Origin of the sequence: Leptolyngbya sp. DQ-M1 (genome assembly GCF_039962505.1) — a bacterium.
GTDB lineage: Bacteria > Cyanobacteriota > Cyanobacteriia > Leptolyngbyales > Leptolyngbyaceae > Leptolyngbya.
In genome coordinates this window covers 1-16,791 of sequence record NZ_JAMPLJ010000020.1, presented here as the reverse complement: position 1 = coordinate 16,791, position 16,791 = coordinate 1, and the positions used below count along the sequence as shown (strand labels likewise).

16 protein-coding genes and 1 pseudogene are annotated in these 16,791 nt (G+C 46.3%); 5 read left to right on the top strand and 12 right to left on the bottom strand.

The features are described 5' to 3' along the window. Window positions 1–2 precede the first annotated feature (2 nt). The 7 genes from NC981_RS24325 to NC981_RS24295 all read right to left on the bottom strand — a co-directional run bounded on the left by NC981_RS24325 (window position 3) and on the right by NC981_RS24295 (window position 9,426). Window positions 3–2,948 carry a peptidase domain-containing ABC transporter gene (locus NC981_RS24325; RefSeq protein ID WP_348245398.1) on the bottom strand — a complete coding sequence of 982 codons (2,946 nt, stop codon included), beginning with the start codon at window positions 2,946–2,948 and terminating at the stop codon, window positions 3–5. 73 nt (window positions 2,949–3,021) lie between these two features. Then, complete coding sequence (locus NC981_RS24320) at window positions 3,022–3,813, bottom strand: peptidylprolyl isomerase (RefSeq protein WP_348245397.1); 792 nt, start codon at window positions 3,811–3,813, stop codon at window positions 3,022–3,024. Window positions 3,814–3,888: 75 nt separating this feature from the next. Continuing rightward, window positions 3,889–4,440, bottom strand: coding sequence for a hypothetical protein (locus tag NC981_RS24315; RefSeq protein WP_348245396.1), 552 nt, complete (start codon window positions 4,438–4,440; stop codon window positions 3,889–3,891). A gap of 110 nt (window positions 4,441–4,550) precedes the next feature. Continuing rightward, window positions 4,551–5,306, bottom strand: a complete 756-nt coding sequence (locus NC981_RS24310) for a DUF928 domain-containing protein (RefSeq protein WP_348245395.1) — start codon at window positions 5,304–5,306, stop codon at window positions 4,551–4,553. Window positions 5,307–5,309: 3 nt separating this feature from the next. Next, entirely contained in the window at window positions 5,310–7,685 is a 2,376-nt protein-coding gene (locus NC981_RS24305; protein WP_348245394.1) for a CHASE2 domain-containing protein, read from the bottom strand. A gap of 81 nt (window positions 7,686–7,766) precedes the next feature. Beyond that, entirely contained in the window at window positions 7,767–8,729 is a 963-nt protein-coding gene (locus NC981_RS24300) for a DUF1822 family protein (RefSeq protein ID WP_348245393.1), read from the bottom strand. A 31-nt stretch (window positions 8,730–8,760) separates the two neighbouring features. Next, a complete protein-coding gene (locus NC981_RS24295) occupies window positions 8,761–9,426 on the bottom strand; it encodes a sigma-70 family RNA polymerase sigma factor (RefSeq protein ID WP_348245392.1) in 666 nt (221 codons plus the stop codon). Between the two features lie 266 nt (window positions 9,427–9,692). Between NC981_RS24295 and NC981_RS24290 the strand changes: the two genes are divergently transcribed. Continuing rightward, window positions 9,693–10,385, top strand: coding sequence for an IS6 family transposase (locus NC981_RS24290; protein ID WP_348245391.1), 693 nt, complete (start codon window positions 9,693–9,695; stop codon window positions 10,383–10,385). 245 nt (window positions 10,386–10,630) lie between these two features. On the opposite strand, the gene NC981_RS24285 is transcribed toward NC981_RS24290, so the two are convergent. The 4 genes and pseudogenes from NC981_RS24285 to NC981_RS24270 all read right to left on the bottom strand — a co-directional run. After that, window positions 10,631–11,017: a cupin domain-containing protein gene (locus tag NC981_RS24285; protein WP_348245390.1), complete on the bottom strand. Its 387-nt coding sequence runs from the start codon at window positions 11,015–11,017 to the stop codon at window positions 10,631–10,633. A gap of 45 nt (window positions 11,018–11,062) precedes the next feature. Further along, a complete protein-coding gene (gene kbl / locus NC981_RS24280; RefSeq protein WP_348245389.1) occupies window positions 11,063–12,271 on the bottom strand; it encodes a glycine C-acetyltransferase in 1,209 nt (402 codons plus the stop codon). Window positions 12,272–12,292: 21 nt separating this feature from the next. Next, the gene (locus tag NC981_RS24275) at window positions 12,293–13,282 is read right to left on the bottom strand and encodes an NAD-dependent epimerase/dehydratase family protein (RefSeq protein WP_348245388.1); all 990 of its coding nucleotides are present in this window, start codon (window positions 13,280–13,282) and stop codon (window positions 12,293–12,295) included. 164 nt (window positions 13,283–13,446) lie between these two features. Then, a pseudogene (locus NC981_RS24270) lies at window positions 13,447–13,644 on the bottom strand (transposase); the annotation flags it as partial. 71 nt (window positions 13,645–13,715) lie between these two features. On the opposite strand from NC981_RS24270, the gene NC981_RS24265 reads away from it, so the two are divergent. The 3 genes from NC981_RS24265 (at window position 13,716) to NC981_RS24255 (ending at window position 15,205) form a co-directional block, all read left to right on the top strand. Continuing rightward, complete coding sequence (locus NC981_RS24265; protein ID WP_348245387.1) at window positions 13,716–14,435, top strand: transposase; 720 nt, start codon at window positions 13,716–13,718, stop codon at window positions 14,433–14,435. Next, window positions 14,408–14,719 (top strand): IS1-like element transposase, encoded by a 312-nt coding sequence (locus NC981_RS24260; RefSeq protein ID WP_348245386.1) that lies wholly within the window; start codon window positions 14,408–14,410, stop codon window positions 14,717–14,719. The genes NC981_RS24265 and NC981_RS24260 overlap by 28 nt, the downstream gene beginning before the upstream one ends. Window positions 14,720–14,791: 72 nt before the next feature. Then, complete coding sequence (locus tag NC981_RS24255; protein WP_348245385.1) at window positions 14,792–15,205, top strand: IS1 family transposase; 414 nt, start codon at window positions 14,792–14,794, stop codon at window positions 15,203–15,205. 193 nt (window positions 15,206–15,398) lie between these two features. Here NC981_RS24255 and NC981_RS24250 read toward each other — a convergent pair whose 3' ends face one another. Next, on the bottom strand, window positions 15,399–15,659 hold the full coding sequence (locus NC981_RS24250) for a hypothetical protein (RefSeq protein WP_348245384.1): 261 nt from the start codon (window positions 15,657–15,659) through the stop codon (window positions 15,399–15,401). A gap of 286 nt (window positions 15,660–15,945) precedes the next feature. Between NC981_RS24250 and NC981_RS24245 the strand changes: the two genes are divergently transcribed. Further along, window positions 15,946–16,479 (top strand): hypothetical protein, encoded by a 534-nt coding sequence (locus tag NC981_RS24245; RefSeq protein WP_348245383.1) that lies wholly within the window; start codon window positions 15,946–15,948, stop codon window positions 16,477–16,479. The last annotated feature ends 312 nt before the right edge of the window (window positions 16,480–16,791 follow it).

Genomic DNA, 16,791 nt, shown 5'->3' with positions numbered 1-16,791 from the left:
AATTAATGTTGTGCTTCTTGTTGCTGGTATAGACAGTAGTAGGAGCCTTTTAACGACATTAGTTCGTTGTGTGTTCCTTGTTCGATCACAACTCCTTGATCCATGACTAAAATGATGTCAGCATTGCGAATTGTGCTGAGGCGATGAGTAATGAAGAATGTTGTTCGATCGTGAAACGTTTTTGCTAAATTGAGGCAAACTTGGCGTTCTGCATTGTAATCGAGTGCGCTCGTTGCTTCGTCAAGAATGAGTAAGCGAGGATTCTGTAACACAGTTCGCGCAATTGCAATGCGTTGTCGTTGTCCACCTGAAAGCGCAGACCCGCGTTCTCCAACTCGTGTGTTGTAACCGTTGGGGAGTTCCATAATGAAATCGTGGGCAAAGGCGATCGTTGCAGCTTCAATAATTTGCTCATCGGTTGCGTCGGGATTCGCGATCGCAATGTTTTCGCGAACCGTGCCATCAAACAACAGCGTGTCTTGTAGCACCATGCCGATTTGACTGCGTAGCGAATACAATTCTACTTTGCTGATATCGTATCGATCGATCACGACCTTGCCAGCTTGAGGCTCATATAGTCGGGCTAGAAGTTTTGTGAGCGTGCTTTTACCTGAACCACTTTGACCCACGACACCGATAAAAGACCCGGCTGGAAACTCTAAATTAATGTTTCGCAGTTGCAAAGCCCCGTTTGTCCGAAAACCAAACGAAACTCCGTCGAATTTGACATGACCTTGAATCGTCGGCATTAGAATGTGCTGTTGATTGAGTTCTTCCTCTTGAGGCGTATCCAAAATATCGCTCAAGCGTTCGATCGAGAGCGCAGTTTCTTGAAAGTTTTGCCAAAGCTGAACTAACCGCAATAAAGGACTCGTCACATATCCAGCAATAATACGAAATGCAATCAACTGCCCCAATGTAAGCTGCCCTTGTAGCACTAAATAAGCTCCCGCCCAAATCACTAACAAACTTGACAACTTATTGAGAAAGTTACTGAGGGAACCAGCAGTTGTTTGGGTAGAAATGGTTTTGAAGCCTGCACTAATATAGCGAGAATAGCGGTCTTGCCATTGCCAGCGCGATCGCATCTCTAAATTCTGTGCTTTAACAGTCTGAATTCCAGATAGTGTTTCCACCAGACTAGAATGGGTTTCCGCATAGCGTTCTGCTTTTTCGCGAGATTGATGACGCATCAACGGAGAGACAACAAGAGCAAGTAATGCAAATAGTGGAACTGTTGCAAGGGCAATTAATGTTAGCACCCAGCTATAAACCAGCATCACGAGAATGTAAATAACAGAGAAGATCGCGTCTAATACAACCGTGAGTGCTGTTCCGGTGAGAAATTGACGAATGTGTTCTAGTTCATTAACTCGTGTCGCGAGTTCGCCAACAGGTCGTTTTTCAAAATAGGATAAAGGTAGACGAAGTAAATGATCAATGACTTCAGTGCTAAGAGCTAAATCAATTCGATTAGTTGTATCAGCAAATAAGTGAGTCCGAATGTTGGTCAGCACAGACTCAAATACAGAGATGATGAGTAAGAAAATTCCTAAAACCGATAGTGCATCAATGCTATTTTGATTGAGAACTTTATCAATGATAACTTGAGTAATTAACGGATTTGCTAATCCAAATAATTGCACAAAAATAGATGCGATGAGAACTTCAATCAGAACCTTGCGATGCTGATGAATCGCCGGGAGAAACCATCGTAGACTAAAACGCTGTTTAGGAGTAGTTTTAGTGGGTCGCAACAATAACACTTCGCCTTCATCGCCCCAAATTTCAACGAAACTCTTTGGCTTGCGTCGAACAATTCCAGTTTCAGGCACTGCCATAACTACTTCTCGATCGCTCGTTTGATAGAGAACTGCAAAGCTATCTTGCCAAGCGATTAAGGCAGGCGTTTGTACTCGGTGAATTGCGATCGCGGGAATTTTGATCAATTGAGCCGTTAAACCCATAAATTCCGCGATTGTGCCGCAGTAGTGTAGGGACACGTTACTGTGTTGTTGAAGTTGATTATTGATGATGCGGCGTAATGTATCTCGTCGAAACGGAATGTCAAAGTATCGGCTGAGCATTTGAAAACAAGCAAGCATTGCGTCGAGAGCTCCTCTACCTTGCGCTACAGGATATTTCTGGAGGCGAGTGGATTGCTCAGCCTGTGCAACTGTTTCTGGAGCATAGGGAATCTCAATTTCAGTTGATTGAGGGAAGAGCGTTAAAGCTGTAGTTGGCTCAATTGGAGGAGTTGAAGACAAAAGGGTCTGGCAAATACCAACGAGCCGTGCCCCCGAGTGACCAATTCGCAGTTTAGTTGAATCGGTCACATCAATACGGCTGCCGATCGAGTAGTCGCTGAGTGAACCCGAACTGAGAAACCAGATGCGGTCTGAATCGAGGTAGCATGGTTTTCCAGACGGTAAATTTTGAACAATTGCATCTGTCCAAGCAGCATGTGCTAATTGTAGTAAATTCGTGGTTGCGTCTGCTCGCTGTTCTAACTCGGCTCCGAGTAAATCAAAGACTTCGGCTAAAGCACAGCGATCGCGAATCGCCGCTGCAAATTGCGGATTTCGTTGCATCAATTCCCAAAAGGTTTGAGCAGGGAGATTGATGCAAATTGCTTCGGTTGACGCGATCGCCATTTCGCAAGTAACGCCCCGCAACTGGCTAATCCAGCCCAGCATTTCTCCTGGTTCTAGTAACTTGAGCGTTACGGGCGAATGAGTACGCCTGTCGATGCCTAAAAGTCGAACCTGTCCAGCATGCAGAATACTAATGTGCGTTGGCATTACACCTTGCGGTAAGATTACTTGCCCAATGCGATAACGCAGAAGTTGAACTTTGTCTTCCAACGTGTTCAATATAGCAGTTGAGAGCTGATTGAACGGAAATGTATTAGCAATAATGTTTTGGGACACAACGCGAGTAGCAATCATTTTGGTAATTTAGATAGATTAGAAATCGTAACCATTAACGAGCTACAAAATCATTACGAACAAGTTGGTGAGATTAGTGTGCAGTAAGGTTGAGCTGCCGTTGATCGAGTTCAGACACCTCTTGAAACTGCTTTTGCAGCCACGTCTCAAATAATTCGTTCAACAAACGTTGACGCATGAATTCATTCAGTTGAGCAGGTAGAATGCGTTCAAGCCGCACGATCACCCACCATTCACCAAAAGGCTTAGGCGACCATAGTTGACTGGGTTGGCTGACTGCGAGTAACCTTGCTAAATCCAGATGCAATGTCCCTAATTCAACAGGTCCAAGGATACCGTTTGTTAACGCTTCTGGACCTTGCGAATAAGTTTGCGCCAGATCAGCAAAGGATTGTTCACCGGCTTGAATGCGAAAATATAGCTCTTGAGCGAGTTCCGGATCTGAGGTACGCAGCAGAGAGTAAACGACGCGATCGAGCTGCCGTTTGCGACTGAGAAAATAAGATTCGAGTTTGTTTCCCCACTTGGCTTGTTTGAACTTCTGAATTTTGAGTTTCCGGGTTACAACCGCCTCAAGATGTTGGGGTGGTAGACCGTGGTTCTGCAGCCATGCTTGCTGTTCGTGTGTTGAGGTCAAATGATGTTGCTGACAAAATGCTTGATAAGCCGCTGTAATTTCTTCGGATGTCAGAAGCAGTGTTTCAGAAGTTTGTTCCCAGTCTGCAATGGCACGATCGAGCAACATTTCGCGTAAGACATCAGGAAGTAATTGGTAGGAGGCAAGAAGTGGTAGCCATTCCTGGGTTGACAATTGCTCAATGAATGGAGCAGGATGCTTTTGATTGATCAAGCGATGAGAATTCATGTTAAGCGTCCGTTTATTGATGCGTTAACGGAGTCGAATCGAACGAATAGAGCGGTGAACTGGGCTGATGAATTTTTAGAGATAGAAGAAAGGCTCACTTGTAGAATTATTGACAGTGAACAATTCTCCAGCAATGCTATTTACTGACAGATTGAGAGGATCACTTGTGGCAAGCTGGAAATGGTTGTAGTCCTGGGAGCCAAAGTTAAGAACATCCTGAACGGGGGAAGTGTGGTCGAAAACAGGGTCTGTTTGAGGTACCGCAGGTATTTCTTGCCGTCTACCAACAAGCGGATCGATCGCTTCTTGTTCAACAGCAACTACGCCACGTCGTCTACCAACAATTGGATCGACAGATTCAGAACCTGGTTCAATGGCAACCACAGGTCGTCTACTAGCAATCGGCTCAATTGCTTCTTGTTCAACAGCAACTACAGGTCGTCTACTAACAATCGGATCGGCAGATTCAGAACCTGGTTCAACGGCAACTACAGGTCGTCTACTAACAACTGGCTCAATTGCTTCTTGTTCAACGGCAACTACACCACGTCGTCTAACGTCGACTAGCTCATCTTGAGGTTGTTCAATCACGTCTTGTTCGGGTGACAATAAACCTTGATCATGCATAGTTTTTTCCTCGAAAAATCACTTCTATTGATTTATCGAGGTTATGTGCCCAGTTTTATACAATACTGCAAGAGTGCTCAGGGCTTTTTCCAGAATGCAAATCATTTAGATTACTTCTTTGGAGTACAGCAATCTATGATCGGAGCGCCTGCGATCGCACCCAATCCAGCAGACTGCAATAAATCTGTCCAATCTTGGGCCAACGTTGAATCTTTGGGCTTTTGGCGACGCAATTGAGCTAATGTTGTCACCGCATCGTACCAAATGCCATTTGCTGCGTAGCGCTGAACTTGCTCACGCGAAAGAACGGATTGACGCGAAGCATCGGGTCTGCGTTCGATCCAACCATCTACAAACATAGGATTACTCGGTGTGCAGTAGATCAGAAAATACCAGTGATAGAGTTTGCCTACTTCCAACGGCGAAACCGTGTTAGGTAAGGTTACGCTGACGATGCCTGGAGTAGTTCCTGATTGAGTCAGAGCCGTTTGATAGAGATACTTGCCCTGTTCATCCTGCAACACAAACTCCGTGGCTAAATTGCTTGTGAGCGGATACGGAACATAAAACCAAAAGGTCGGTCGATCGCTAACCGTCAATGCCCAAACTGGAGTGACATCCAAGCGATCAGGCGTCTTAGGTAAAACGGGCACTAATGCCGTTAATTGAGACGAAGCCACAGGACATTTGCCTCGACTCGCCCCGCCCTGCGGATGACCGCTCGGTGCCCCTCGACGTGGCAAAGGAGGGGGAACAAAGCGGGCAGCAGGCGCGGAGTTCAGCGGAAAAGCCGTGAACAATCCGCTAATTAGAAGCGCGATCGCTGAGCAACTGAGTGCTTGTTTTTGAAAAAAATTGTGTCTCATAACTCATGTCCTAGGAATTTTTGTGATGGTTTTTGTGATTCCGCCTGAGATACCTAATGCAAGCAAAGCTGGAACGAGTGGCACCCATCCCCCCTGCAGGAATAGCAGGAAGCAAGCTGTTCCTAATAGCGCGATCGCTGCGAGGGCTGCCAAACTCAAATAATGCGGTTTTCTGAGCCACCACGCTAACCCCCCACCAACAATTGCCCAACTCCAAATCCAGAGCGTGTCCTGCCAAAACGACCACACCCACAGCAAAGGTCGTCGATCGAGAACTGCACTCAAAATTTGGCTCACCATTTGAGCTTGTAGCAGCACCCCAGGCGTTTTCTGGTGCAGCGAAGTACCGGTACTGTAGGGAGTTGACCAGAAATCCCCGAAACTCGGAGCCGTCACGCCAATTAAAACAATTCGATCTTTTAGGAAGGTGTGATCAAGCTGATTGTTTAGTAATTGCGTTAACGTGACCTGCGGTACGCTGTCTTGTAATGACTTGTAATTCCGGTAGTTCAGAAGAATTTGGTGCCCCCAAGAGTCAATGGTTTGATAGCCTCCCCTATGATTTTCAAGGGGCTGAAACGTTACGGAACCCAGTTGTAATGCTCCTTCTGGTGTAAATTGTGGAGTAATTCCCTGAGTGATGAGATACCGGAATGCAAGTTGAACACTAAACGAATACGAGGTAGAACACGCGGAACCAGGATACGGTTCCATTCCTAATAAATGACGACGCAGAATGCCATCCGGATCGGTCAAAAAATCGCTAAAGCCCCATTGCTCAGGTGGTACTTCCGGGGGCGGTGCAACGCCTGGATCATTGCTCGTGGAATCGGTTGCTTTGCAAACGGTAATGAGACGCGAATTTTGCCGAAGCCGATCGCTGAGCGATTTATTTTTTGTTGCGCTGCTGCGATAGATGTCGAGACCGATCGCAATCGGCTGTTGTTGCTCTAACTTGTCTAAAAGTTTCAATAAGGTCTGATCAGAGAGCGATCCTTGTCTTGGTTCGGGCTGTGCTTGAATGTCTGCTTCGGTTAGTGTCACCACTAAAAGACGAGAATCTGGTACTTCCTGGGAGCGCGATCGCAGGAATTGATCGAAGGCTTGTAGCTCTAGAGGTTGCATCCAGCCCATATGTCGTCCGCCGATCGTTAAGCCTGCTGCTGCTATGCTGCTGAAGAAAATCGCCGCCAATCCCCGTCGAATTTTGCTGCGTTTATGAGACTGGGAGGCTAATGGTGCAATCACCGTATCTTGCTCTTGTTGAGCGATTCCTTCAGTGTCTCCTTTCTTGACACTAAGCGTACTGTTACACCAATCTTGCCAAGTTTGTGGAACTTCGGCTGGATTTTGAAAAATGACGGGCAACCAGGTTGCATAGGGAAACTCCGGTTCCAAGGTTTCTAGTTGTTCTCGTGCCTGCCGAACTGCACTGTAGAGCGGTTGACCTGCGGCAAAGGCACTTAAGAGGTGCTTTAAGAACTCCTGAGCCACTCGATCGGGAACTGGCTCCCGCATCACAATGATTTGGGGAATGTGCAAATCAGTAAGCTGGCGAGCTAAACCAATTCCATCGCAGGAGTTGAAAATTGCCAGCTTTAATCCATGACGAATCGCAACTTTAAGTGCGTATTTAAGTTCACTCAGCGCCAGTCGATCGCTAGCATTAATCATCAATCGACCGACTTCAGATTCCGTGGAGCTATGTCCCGCAAAAAATAAAATATCCCAAGCCTGCCTCCACAACTGCTCTCCTAACTCCTGTCGTTGGGGTTCTACAAGCAGTTGAACGTGAGCTTGAGGAAGTTGTTCTAATAAGGCGCGATCGCGCTGCACATTAATGCCCACGCTACTACCGAGAATTGCCAAAACGTTGACGGTTGGTTTTGCCGTTTCGGTGCGCTCCACACGCTCATAGGCTGCCGTACTTAGGGCGATCTCTGCAGTGGGATAGCGGTCTAACACGTCCCACAAATGCCATGGTAATCGGCTCAGCTGCGGACTGCTAGTTTGAATTAGAACACGAATCTTCTCTGCCGGGTCGAGCTTTTCAAACCAGCGATCGCGCAAGGGGCGGAACACAGCAGAATTTAACCACGCATTCAACTGTTCAATTAATCGATGAGCGGCATGACGGCAGTCTTCTACTCTGGAAACATGGGTCACTTCATCCTGCAAAAACTCAATTCGCCACCGCTGCCCTAATCGGCGATAGGCGAGCTGCCAATCGTGATATTGCTGCGGCAAACTTGGCGCAGGTGGCAAAGTTCCGGGTAGCTCGATCGCAGGTTGCTTCCCTTCGTCCCCAATTTGCAGGATCACTGGAAACCCACGGTCAAAACTTCCTTCTCCAATCTTTAAGACAACTAACTTACTCACAGTAGCTTAACGTTTAACGTGTTAGAGTTTGTGAAATAAATCCATTAGTGCCGTGTTACTCCTAGCATTGGTATCGTCGAGCTAGATTACAAAACTTTCCACATAGCTCGCATTACCCAAAGTAATGTTGACACTAAAACGTTCGCCAAAGCTCCCCATTAACTGTTTTTGAATATAATCATCAGTGCTTCTTGCCTGAACGCTTTGCTGTATTTGTCCCTCTTCTAACAAAATCGTTAGTTCTAGACCTTCTGGTAAATAAACCTGATCACCAATCGGGTGAACTTGTAGCACAACACGAACATGGGAAGCCTGGGACGAGACATCCTCTTCGGGAATCAGTGACACGAGAAGCGCGACGGTCTGCGGTTCCGGCGAGCCGTCTAGTTGAATCAGTTTGGCACCACGAGTTTGAGTACTAGGGTCAGATAAATCGGTGTCCGACTCTGCGCTTCTAAAGCTGTACGCTGGACTCAAAGCTTGAGCGAATAAAAGCATTTCTGCGGCTTGCCAGCCTGCCTCAAAGTATTCATCAAGCCATTGTCTTAGCGTCACGATCGCTTGATTCACGGGAGCGAGCGAATGGAGATAGCTTGGCAATTCGTCGAGCGATCGCAGCTGACGCAGCATTAACCTTCCCGTTTGTAGCGTGGGACTAAACCCTAGTAAAGTCGCTTCTGTGAGCGATTCATTCAACTGAACAGCAACGAACCCGATGCGATCGCTTTGAGCTTCGACTGGAACTGGGCAAGTTTGAGCATTGGGTAAAATGGGGCGGCATTCGAGCTTGCCTCGGTGCCGGATATTTAGATCTGCCACATCCAGAAGTATTTGCATGACGGGATTTGCGCTATGGCTCGCTTCCCAATCTGTTTCAATCCCAATACACTGCAAGTAATAATTCACAGCCTGTACTGCCAATGTATTCAAATAAACCTGCTTGGCTTTTTGCCCGTCCGTGTACTGGCGGCGAAACTGCTCTGCTTGTTGATGCACCCTAGCAGCTAAGGGAACTGTAAATACCGATGAAATAAGGTCGCTCATAAAAATTGCTCACACTGGAATAAAAGTAGGGTCACGATCGAAGATACTCTTTAATTTTTGGTGCTAATTCTTTACAAGCGCGTTGATAGAAATTGCTCAAAGTTGGAATCTTGACGCCAAAGGATGCCGAAAGCTGTTCCCAGGATTCTCCCGCTAAGCGGCGAAGCGCAAGGATTTGAAAATTCACTTCAGAGCAGCTTTTCATCTGCTTGTGCTTAAAGCAATTTTCAGGATCTTCTTCTAAACACTGTTTAACAATGTCAGACATTGAAAGTGTCTCAGCGGAAACATTCGCCTTATCTAATTCATTGATATCTGCGACATAGGTAACTCGTGTGTTTGTACTGGAATAGTATTTAGTTCGTGCATCAATGAAACGCTTATTTAGTAAAAAGTTCACCCAAGTCATCACCTTACCTTTGGTCGAGTCGTAGCGATCAATAGAGCGACACATCTGTAGCCACAGTTCTTGTAAAGCTTCTTGGTAAAGATAAACATAGGTTTCTGCAGGTAATTGTCCACGAGGGCAGTAAAGTTTACCTGACTGTTGAATCAAACGAATCAGCCGACCCAAAGCGGTTTGCCGCTCGTGGCTGTGGGGTGCATATCGTTGAGCTTCCATGACCAGCCGTTCTAGTTGTTCATCCAGTTCGTCCATTGGGGAGTTGAAATTGAGCGATCGGTCACTCACTATCATGATGGAATTCCAATAGTGAAGGTGTGCTCTGATACAAATCTATGGAGATCCCATTTGGCTTCTGTAGCAATTTGATTTAAACAGCAAGAAGCACTCCCATATTTCATGAAGTGCTATATATCTCTCGGACAGGATGCACAGAAATTATCCAATCGCCTGCAATTTTCTTGAATATCCCTCTCTCAAGAAACACTTTCGACAGGGTATTATCAACTTAACCCGAATGTAGAATAATCGTACTGATTTAACTCGGATCACCTCTTCTCATGTACTCCCGTCATCGCTTTCCCGGCGAAATCATCAGTTCCTGTGTGTGGCTTTACTACACTTTTCCTCTGAGTTACCGGGATATCGAGAAGATGATGTTGTACCGAGGGATCGAGGTGACGTACGAATCGATTCGGGAATGGTGCCAGAAATTCGGACAGCAATACGCGAATCAGGTGCGGCGCAAGCGTCCTTACATTACAGACAAATGGCATCTTGACGAAATGATCGTCACAATCAAGAAGCAGCAATACTACCTGTGGGGGGCAGTAGACAGTGAAGGGAACGTGCTGGATGTCTTATTACAACGCCATCGAGGCACCGAAGCAGCGAAGCGATTTTTCCGTAAGCTGCTGAAGAAACAAGGGTTTGTGCCACGGGTGATGGTCACCGACAAGCTCAAGAGTTACGAAGCGGCAAAGAAACAGGTGATGCCGAGCGTAGAACACCGACAACACAAAGAGTTGAATAATCGGGCAGAAAATTCGCATCAACCGACAAGAATGCGAGAGCGACGAATGCGGCGATTTAAATCTGTGGGGCAAGCGCAACGATTCCTTTCTGCCTTTGACCCGATTCGCTCCCACTTTCACCCGAAGCAACATGACCTGAGTGCAAAACAATATCGAGAACAGATGCGCCAACGCTTTGAGGATTGGCGAGAAATCACTGGTGTGAAAGATGCTGCGTAAATTGGAGCGATGACCGCGATCGAGAAATTATTGTGCCTAATTTTGATTGTCATCGGTTAAGTTGACAATGCCGTTGCTGGGCTAAACTCTGCTGCGTAATCAGAGGGATCAAGACTGCTTAGGATTATCATGCCTAATTTTTAATGTACTCCGTTAAGTTAATAATGCCACTCTTCAACATCCTTGAAGCGTTGACACGAATTCAACATGCGGTTAACCAAATTAAGCGCTAGAAATGCCCCAAGTCAATTGTTATAAAAATTGATGTCTGGCGTTTGATCATCTGGATAAATTGGCGGGGACTGCACTGAAAGCAAGACAACATCCTCATCGGGTGTCCGAAAGCCATGACTTGCACCCACAGAAATATAGATCGTATCTCCGGGTTTAACGGAATACTCTTTTTCGTCTAGCGTGATAATTGCGGTCCCTTCAAGAATGTAAAGAAAAGATTCAGAAGCTTCGTGAACGTGAGGTTCCAGCGCAGATCCTTTAGCAATCTTCACATGGTCGAATCCCACAGATAAAAGCTGTTCACGGGACAATAATCGAGTAATGGTTGCGCCAAACAACGCTTTGGACTCGAACTCTGTAATGTTCTTGATCGTAACTCTGTTGATTGTAGTAATCATTTTTTATCCTCCTAACGATTTCTATTAGGTTCCGACTGCTGTTGCTCATCGTGCTTTTATAACATCTGAAGTGTTTTGATACTGTTCTGCAATTTTGGTAAACGCATCAACACAACGATCAAGCTGCGATCGCGTGTGAACTGCCGAAATCTGAACTCGAATTCGAGCTTGATTTTGGGGAACCACCGGGTAGCTAAATCCAATCACATAGATACCTTCATCGAGGAGCGCCCGTGCCATTGTCTTTGCCAGCTTCGCGTCGTAAAGCATAATCGGCACAATCGGATGGATACCGGGCTGGATTTCAAAGCCACGATCGTGCATTTGCTGCCGGAAATAGCGCGTGTTCTCGATTAAACGGCTGCGTAACTCATTCGACTGGCTCAGGAGATCCAATACCGTCAAACTCGTGTAGGCGATCACGGGTGCCAACGTATTGGAAAATAGGTAGGGGCGCGATCGTTGTCGCAGCAAGTCGATTATCACTCGATGCCCGCTAGTAAAGCCTCCTGATGCCCCACCGAGCGCTTTTCCAAGCGTACTAGTGATCAGGTCAACCCGGCCCATGACACCACAGTGTTCAATTGATCCGCGTCCCATTGCTCCCAAAATGCCCGTTGCGTGACTATCATCTACCATAACAAGGGCATCGTATTGTTCCGCTAAATCGCAGATGAGATCGAGCTTGGCAATCTCCCCGTCCATGCTGAAAACGCCATCGGTTGCAATCAAGCGAATTTTGGCGGATTGGGTTTGTTGAAGGATCTGCTCTAACTCCTGGATATCGCTGTGAGCAAATCGATATCGTTGCGCCTTGCAAAGTCGAATCCCATCGATCACACTGGCATGATTCAACGCATCGCTAATCACCGCGCAATCCGCATCTAACAGTGTTTCAAATAGCCCCGTATTGGCATCAAAGCAAGCGTTATACAAAATGGTATCCTCGGTGCCAAGAAACGCTGAGAGCCTTGCTTCAAGTTCTTTATGAATTGCTTGCGTTCCACAAATAAATCGCACCGATGACAACCCAAACCCATACTTTGCCAAACCCTCTTGAGCGGCTGCAATCACATCAGGATGGGTGGCAAGTCCCAGGTAATTGTTGGTGCAGAAGTTCAAAACCGTTTGTCCTCCCTTAATTTCAATCTCGGCTCCCTGAGGACTGATGAGAATTCGTTCTTCTTTCGCAAGACCAGCTTGATCGATCTCATCTAGCATCGACTGGAAGATAGCGGCTGCTGTGTTCAACATGATGACATCCTCGTAAGAAGATTAACGATTCCGGTTTTTCAATGGAACGTCCAACCGTCGCGAAAGTTGTTTGAGCATATCTTCAACGATCGCGGGCAAATCATATTCTGGTCGCCATCCCCAATCGGCTCGTGCCTTAGAATCATCGACCTCAGACACCCAGGAATCCGCGATCGCTTGTCGAAAATCAGGCGCATAATCGCAGACAAAATCCGGCAGATACCGCTGAATTTCGCTGACAAGTTCTGCTGCCGAAAAACTCACGGCAGTAATGTTGTAGCTAGAGCGAATTTTGATGGCTGCTTCATCTGCTTGCATTAGCTCTAAAACGGCTCTCACTGCATCCGGCATATACATCATCGGCAATCGAGTTTCAGGACGAACAAAGCAGGTATAGTGCCGGTCTTTCAGCGCTGCGTAGAAGATTTCTACTGCAAAGTCAGTGGTGCCGCCACCGGGAGGAATGCTGTAACTGATGATGCCAGGTAAGCGAAGACTACGCACATCAACACCATAGCGATGGGCGTAATAATGACACAACAATTCTCCGGTGACTTTGGTAATGCCATACATCGTGGAGGGGTCTTCGATCGTGATTTGAGGCGTATCTAGTTTGGGGGTATGCGGCCCAAACACAGCGATCGAGCTAGGAAAGAAAAGCTTGAGGTGATAAATTCTGGCGGTTTCTAGAACGTTGTACAACCCATTGACGTTAACATTCCAGCAGCGATCGGGCTGTTGTTCTCCTTTTGCTGACAACACCCCTGCTAAATGATAAATCGTATTGATTTGATATTTTTCGATTAAATCCTGAAGCCGCTGTCGATCCATCACATCTAAGACTTCGTAGAAACGATAATCTCTCTGAGGAACTGCGTCACAGTGGTATGCCCGATGCAACGCTGCTCGACTGCTTTCAAGTACACTCGCTGCTCCGTAGTGCTGACACAACGCAGCAACAAGGTCACCCCCAAGTTGACCTTTTGCTCCAGTCACTAAAATCGTACCCATATCCAGATATTCAGAATGAATTAGCAGTAATTGCGGCTTTATGTGTAGAGCTTGCCTAAAAGACTGTGGATTATTTAACTCGATTGTATTAATCTTTCTTTGGATGGCAATCCCTCATAAGTGGCAGATAAAATTGTGGTAGTGCTATTTAACCTGAGTTCGGGTTAAGCCGGGAGCAAGAGATTATGGTCGAGGGCAATCGACGGCTTCTTTGGCTGATAGCAATACGCAATTAGTTCGCCCAGGATATTGATAAAGCAATTGACTGGAGAGCGATGAGGTGAATGCTCGATTTAAGAAATGTTCTTTAACTGGTCGATGATCGTTTCGATGATGGAGTGGCGGTGCAGCATCAAACGGTCATTCAGTGGCAGCAATCGCTGTTTCGTATTGCGGTTAAGTTGATAATGCCTATCTCTATCATCTTGACGCTGTGCGCCCTTACTTGCCGCCCAACGTTGAATACCTCGCAGTCGATGGTTACTATGCCAAAGCCGGATTTGTTTCAGGAGCGGTGGATCTGAAGTTGCACGTCATCAGCAAGCTCAGGTGCGATGCGAACCTTCAGTTTCTCTACATGGGAGAGCAAAAGCGACGAGGGAGACCGCGCAAGTATGCAGGTAAAGTTGACTTGAGTGACCTCAGTCGCTTCACGTTTGTCGAAACCGTATCCCCAAATGTGAATCTGTACACTGCTGTCGTCTTTCATGTGTCGCTCAAACGCTCGATTCGAGTCGTCTACCTGGTAGACCAGCGCTCGACTCGCGTTCGGACTTGTTTGCTCTTCAGCACAGATGTTGGGCAAGACCCGGTGCAAATTTACCACTACTACAAACTGCGATTCCAAATCGAATTTATCTTTCGAGACGCAAAGCAATTTACGGGACTAGAAGATTGTCAAGCTCGCGATGCTCAAAAACTCGCCTTCCATTTCAATGCCAGTTTCACGGCACTCAATCTCGCTAGACTCGACGCTTTGCAGCAGCATTCAGGACTAGCTCCATTTGTCTTCTCAATGGCAAGTGTCAAACGGCGAATGCTCAATCAGCACCTGCTCGAACGATTTATTTGCAACTTAGACTTAGACCCAAGCCAAATTAAATCGCATCCCAACTACTCAAGCCTTTGCAATTACGGCATTATCGCTGCCTGATTCTGCCCGGACTATTGCTTGTAGACATGGTACTGGAACCCGTTTGCTGTCCGAACTGCAACAGCACTAACGTTGTGAAAAATGGCAAAAGTGACGAAGGAAAACAACGGTATCGTTGCCGCAATACCGATTGTCCTCGCCGCTCTTTCATCCGAGACTACAGCTATCGCGGCTATTTGCCAGAAGTCAAGCAGCAAATCAGCGATATGGCAGTGAATGGCAGTGGGATTCGAGATACCGCAAGAGTGCTGAAAATTAGCCCCACAGCCGTGATTGAGGAATAAAAAAAAGATCGCCATCTCGAACGAGTCAACACGGCTCTACTCCAACAGATGGAAAGTTTACCCACGAGTGCGATGGTGGTAAAAGTTGAAGAAGCGGAAATGGACGAGATGTGGAGTTTTGTGCAGTCTAAGAAACAACAACGGTGGTTGTGGCATGCCATTGATCATCGCACAGGTACAGTGTTAGCTTATGTCCTTGCTCCGCATGAAGATGCAGCACTCAAAGAACTTCAGCAATTGCTTGCTCCATTTGCCATCAAGCGCTTCTACACCGATAGTTGGGGTGCATACTTGCGATTGCTAGAAGCTCAAAAGCACACTGTAGGTAAAGCAAATACACAACGGATTGAGCGCAAGCATTTGACGCTTCGCACACGGGTCAGGCGGTTAGCTCGAAAAACAATTTGCTTCTCCAAATCGATCTGGCTGCACGATGTCGTGATTGGATTGTTCATCAACCGCTATGAATTTGGTCGAGCAGTGTGATAGCTCATCCACAGGTCTAGAACATGACCCAGTTCCTTACATATCGCTCGTAAAGATACGCCATGCCTGATTGCAATTGCTCGATATTCAGTAAAGCTTCATCGTTACTGCGTTTGACATATCCTTGTTCGCACTTCCATCGGGTTGTTTCCAGTAAAACCAGGTTGCTGATCCTTCACCTGAACTCACTTGATCAATCGTGAAAAGATCGCCTGGAAAGTAAGCCAAAAAGTAGGGCGTTTGCAGGCAATTCAATAGGAACTTGTTGAGTTTCCCCTTCGACTCGAATCGTTGTGGTTTTAGTCGGGGAAAGGGTAGCCTGACTACCCGGAGTAACAGGTACAGCTTGCGAACTAGCAGGAGAACTAATGGCGCTGGAACCTCCTGTTACTCCGGGAGTACAAGCTGCCAAGCTTCCAAACAGCAGCGCTACCAGCAATAAACGATTTAGCATTATGATCTCCAGATAATTCTCTACTCTGTATTGGTGATAGCTTTAGCTTCACTATTACTTCTGGAATTTACACAAGTATTTCAAAAGAGCTTATTCAGCATTTTAATTTTTATAAATCTACTATTACCGTTATTTTAAAACACGAGAAGATTTGTGGAATGGTGCTTTCTTCACTTGAAGTCATAGCTTGTCTTCTTCATCCTAAAAAGCTATGACGTACCATTTACAATCGTTTCAAAAATGGATACTCGGATCAGTTGCATTGAGTCTATTGGCAGGAACAATAATGGCTTGCCAAAACCAGCCACCGATCGTTGTCAGTTCTCCGACTTCGGTTTCCTCAACGCAAAATGTCTATCGCAATGATCGCTTAAGGTTCGAGTTTCGCTATCCTGAAAAGGATTTTGTGGTCGATCCGTTGACCAAAAGTCCACCGACAGAGGCAGATGCGATCGCGACGGTCGAAGTCTGGACGAAGGAACATTACCAAAAGCTCAAAGCAGGGGCTTATGAAGGTGGAACAGAATATCCTGCTAATGTTCAAGTTGCCGTTTATCAGAATCCGAAAAAGCTAGACTTGCAGAACTGGGTACAACAGAATGATCGATTTGCCGCTCCACAGCAATTCAAGACGACCACGATCGTAGGTCAAACCGGAATCGCTTTTCAGTCGAGTGGACTATACGAGCATGAACATATTGCTTTTCAATCTGATGATGAGATTACTTTGATTACGTTATCCAAAACTGGCCACGGCAACAACGATGCAACTTACCGAACCGCCTTTGATCAAATCATTCGCACATTTCAGAGAATTTAGCATTTCTGGTAGGCACAATACCAGGCTTTGAAACAAAACCACTGTAATGTACAGATAGAGCATTAAGAACGACCAAGAGCAAAAACAGCAGACTTAAATAGATCGGAATTGGAGCAGAAAGATGAGCCAGCCATACGATGATCGCTTTTCTTCACCCTGCAAGGATGATTCGTATTACGCAGTAAAAAGGGTTGTGTCGCAAAAATGGTAGGGTGGTGGAGCTTAATTTCCTCTAGCCTCGCTCTAAATGACTGCTGACTCCCTGTTCAAATGGCACCACTTTCTACCTGAAATGATCTTACTGAATGTGCG

What these genes read in the sequence shown, in the direction of transcription:
- NC981_RS24325 (WP_348245398.1), bottom strand. Translation starts at nt 2,948, where the DNA reads ATGATTGCTACTCGCGTTGTGTCCCAAAACATTATTGCTAATACATTT.
- NC981_RS24320 (WP_348245397.1), bottom strand. Translation starts at nt 3,813, where the DNA reads ATGAATTCTCATCGCTTGATCAATCAAAAGCATCCTGCTCCATTCATT.
- NC981_RS24315 (WP_348245396.1), bottom strand. Translation starts at nt 4,440, where the DNA reads ATGCATGATCAAGGTTTATTGTCACCCGAACAAGACGTGATTGAACAA.
- NC981_RS24310 (WP_348245395.1), bottom strand. Translation starts at nt 5,306, where the DNA reads ATGAGACACAATTTTTTTCAAAAACAAGCACTCAGTTGCTCAGCGATC.
- NC981_RS24300 (WP_348245393.1), bottom strand. Translation starts at nt 8,729, where the DNA reads ATGAGCGACCTTATTTCATCGGTATTTACAGTTCCCTTAGCTGCTAGG.
- NC981_RS24295 (WP_348245392.1), bottom strand. Translation starts at nt 9,426, where the DNA reads ATGATAGTGAGTGACCGATCGCTCAATTTCAACTCCCCAATGGACGAA.
- NC981_RS24290 (WP_348245391.1), top strand. Translation starts at nt 9,693, where the DNA reads ATGTACTCCCGTCATCGCTTTCCCGGCGAAATCATCAGTTCCTGTGTG.
- NC981_RS24285 (WP_348245390.1), bottom strand. Translation starts at nt 11,017, where the DNA reads ATGATTACTACAATCAACAGAGTTACGATCAAGAACATTACAGAGTTC.
- kbl (WP_348245389.1), bottom strand. Translation starts at nt 12,271, where the DNA reads ATGTTGAACACAGCAGCCGCTATCTTCCAGTCGATGCTAGATGAGATC.
- NC981_RS24275 (WP_348245388.1), bottom strand. Translation starts at nt 13,282, where the DNA reads ATGGGTACGATTTTAGTGACTGGAGCAAAAGGTCAACTTGGGGGTGAC.
- NC981_RS24255 (WP_348245385.1), top strand. Translation starts at nt 14,792, where the DNA reads ATGGTGGTAAAAGTTGAAGAAGCGGAAATGGACGAGATGTGGAGTTTT.
- NC981_RS24250 (WP_348245384.1), bottom strand. Translation starts at nt 15,659, where the DNA reads ATGCTAAATCGTTTATTGCTGGTAGCGCTGCTGTTTGGAAGCTTGGCA.
- NC981_RS24245 (WP_348245383.1), top strand. Translation starts at nt 15,946, where the DNA reads ATGGCTTGCCAAAACCAGCCACCGATCGTTGTCAGTTCTCCGACTTCG.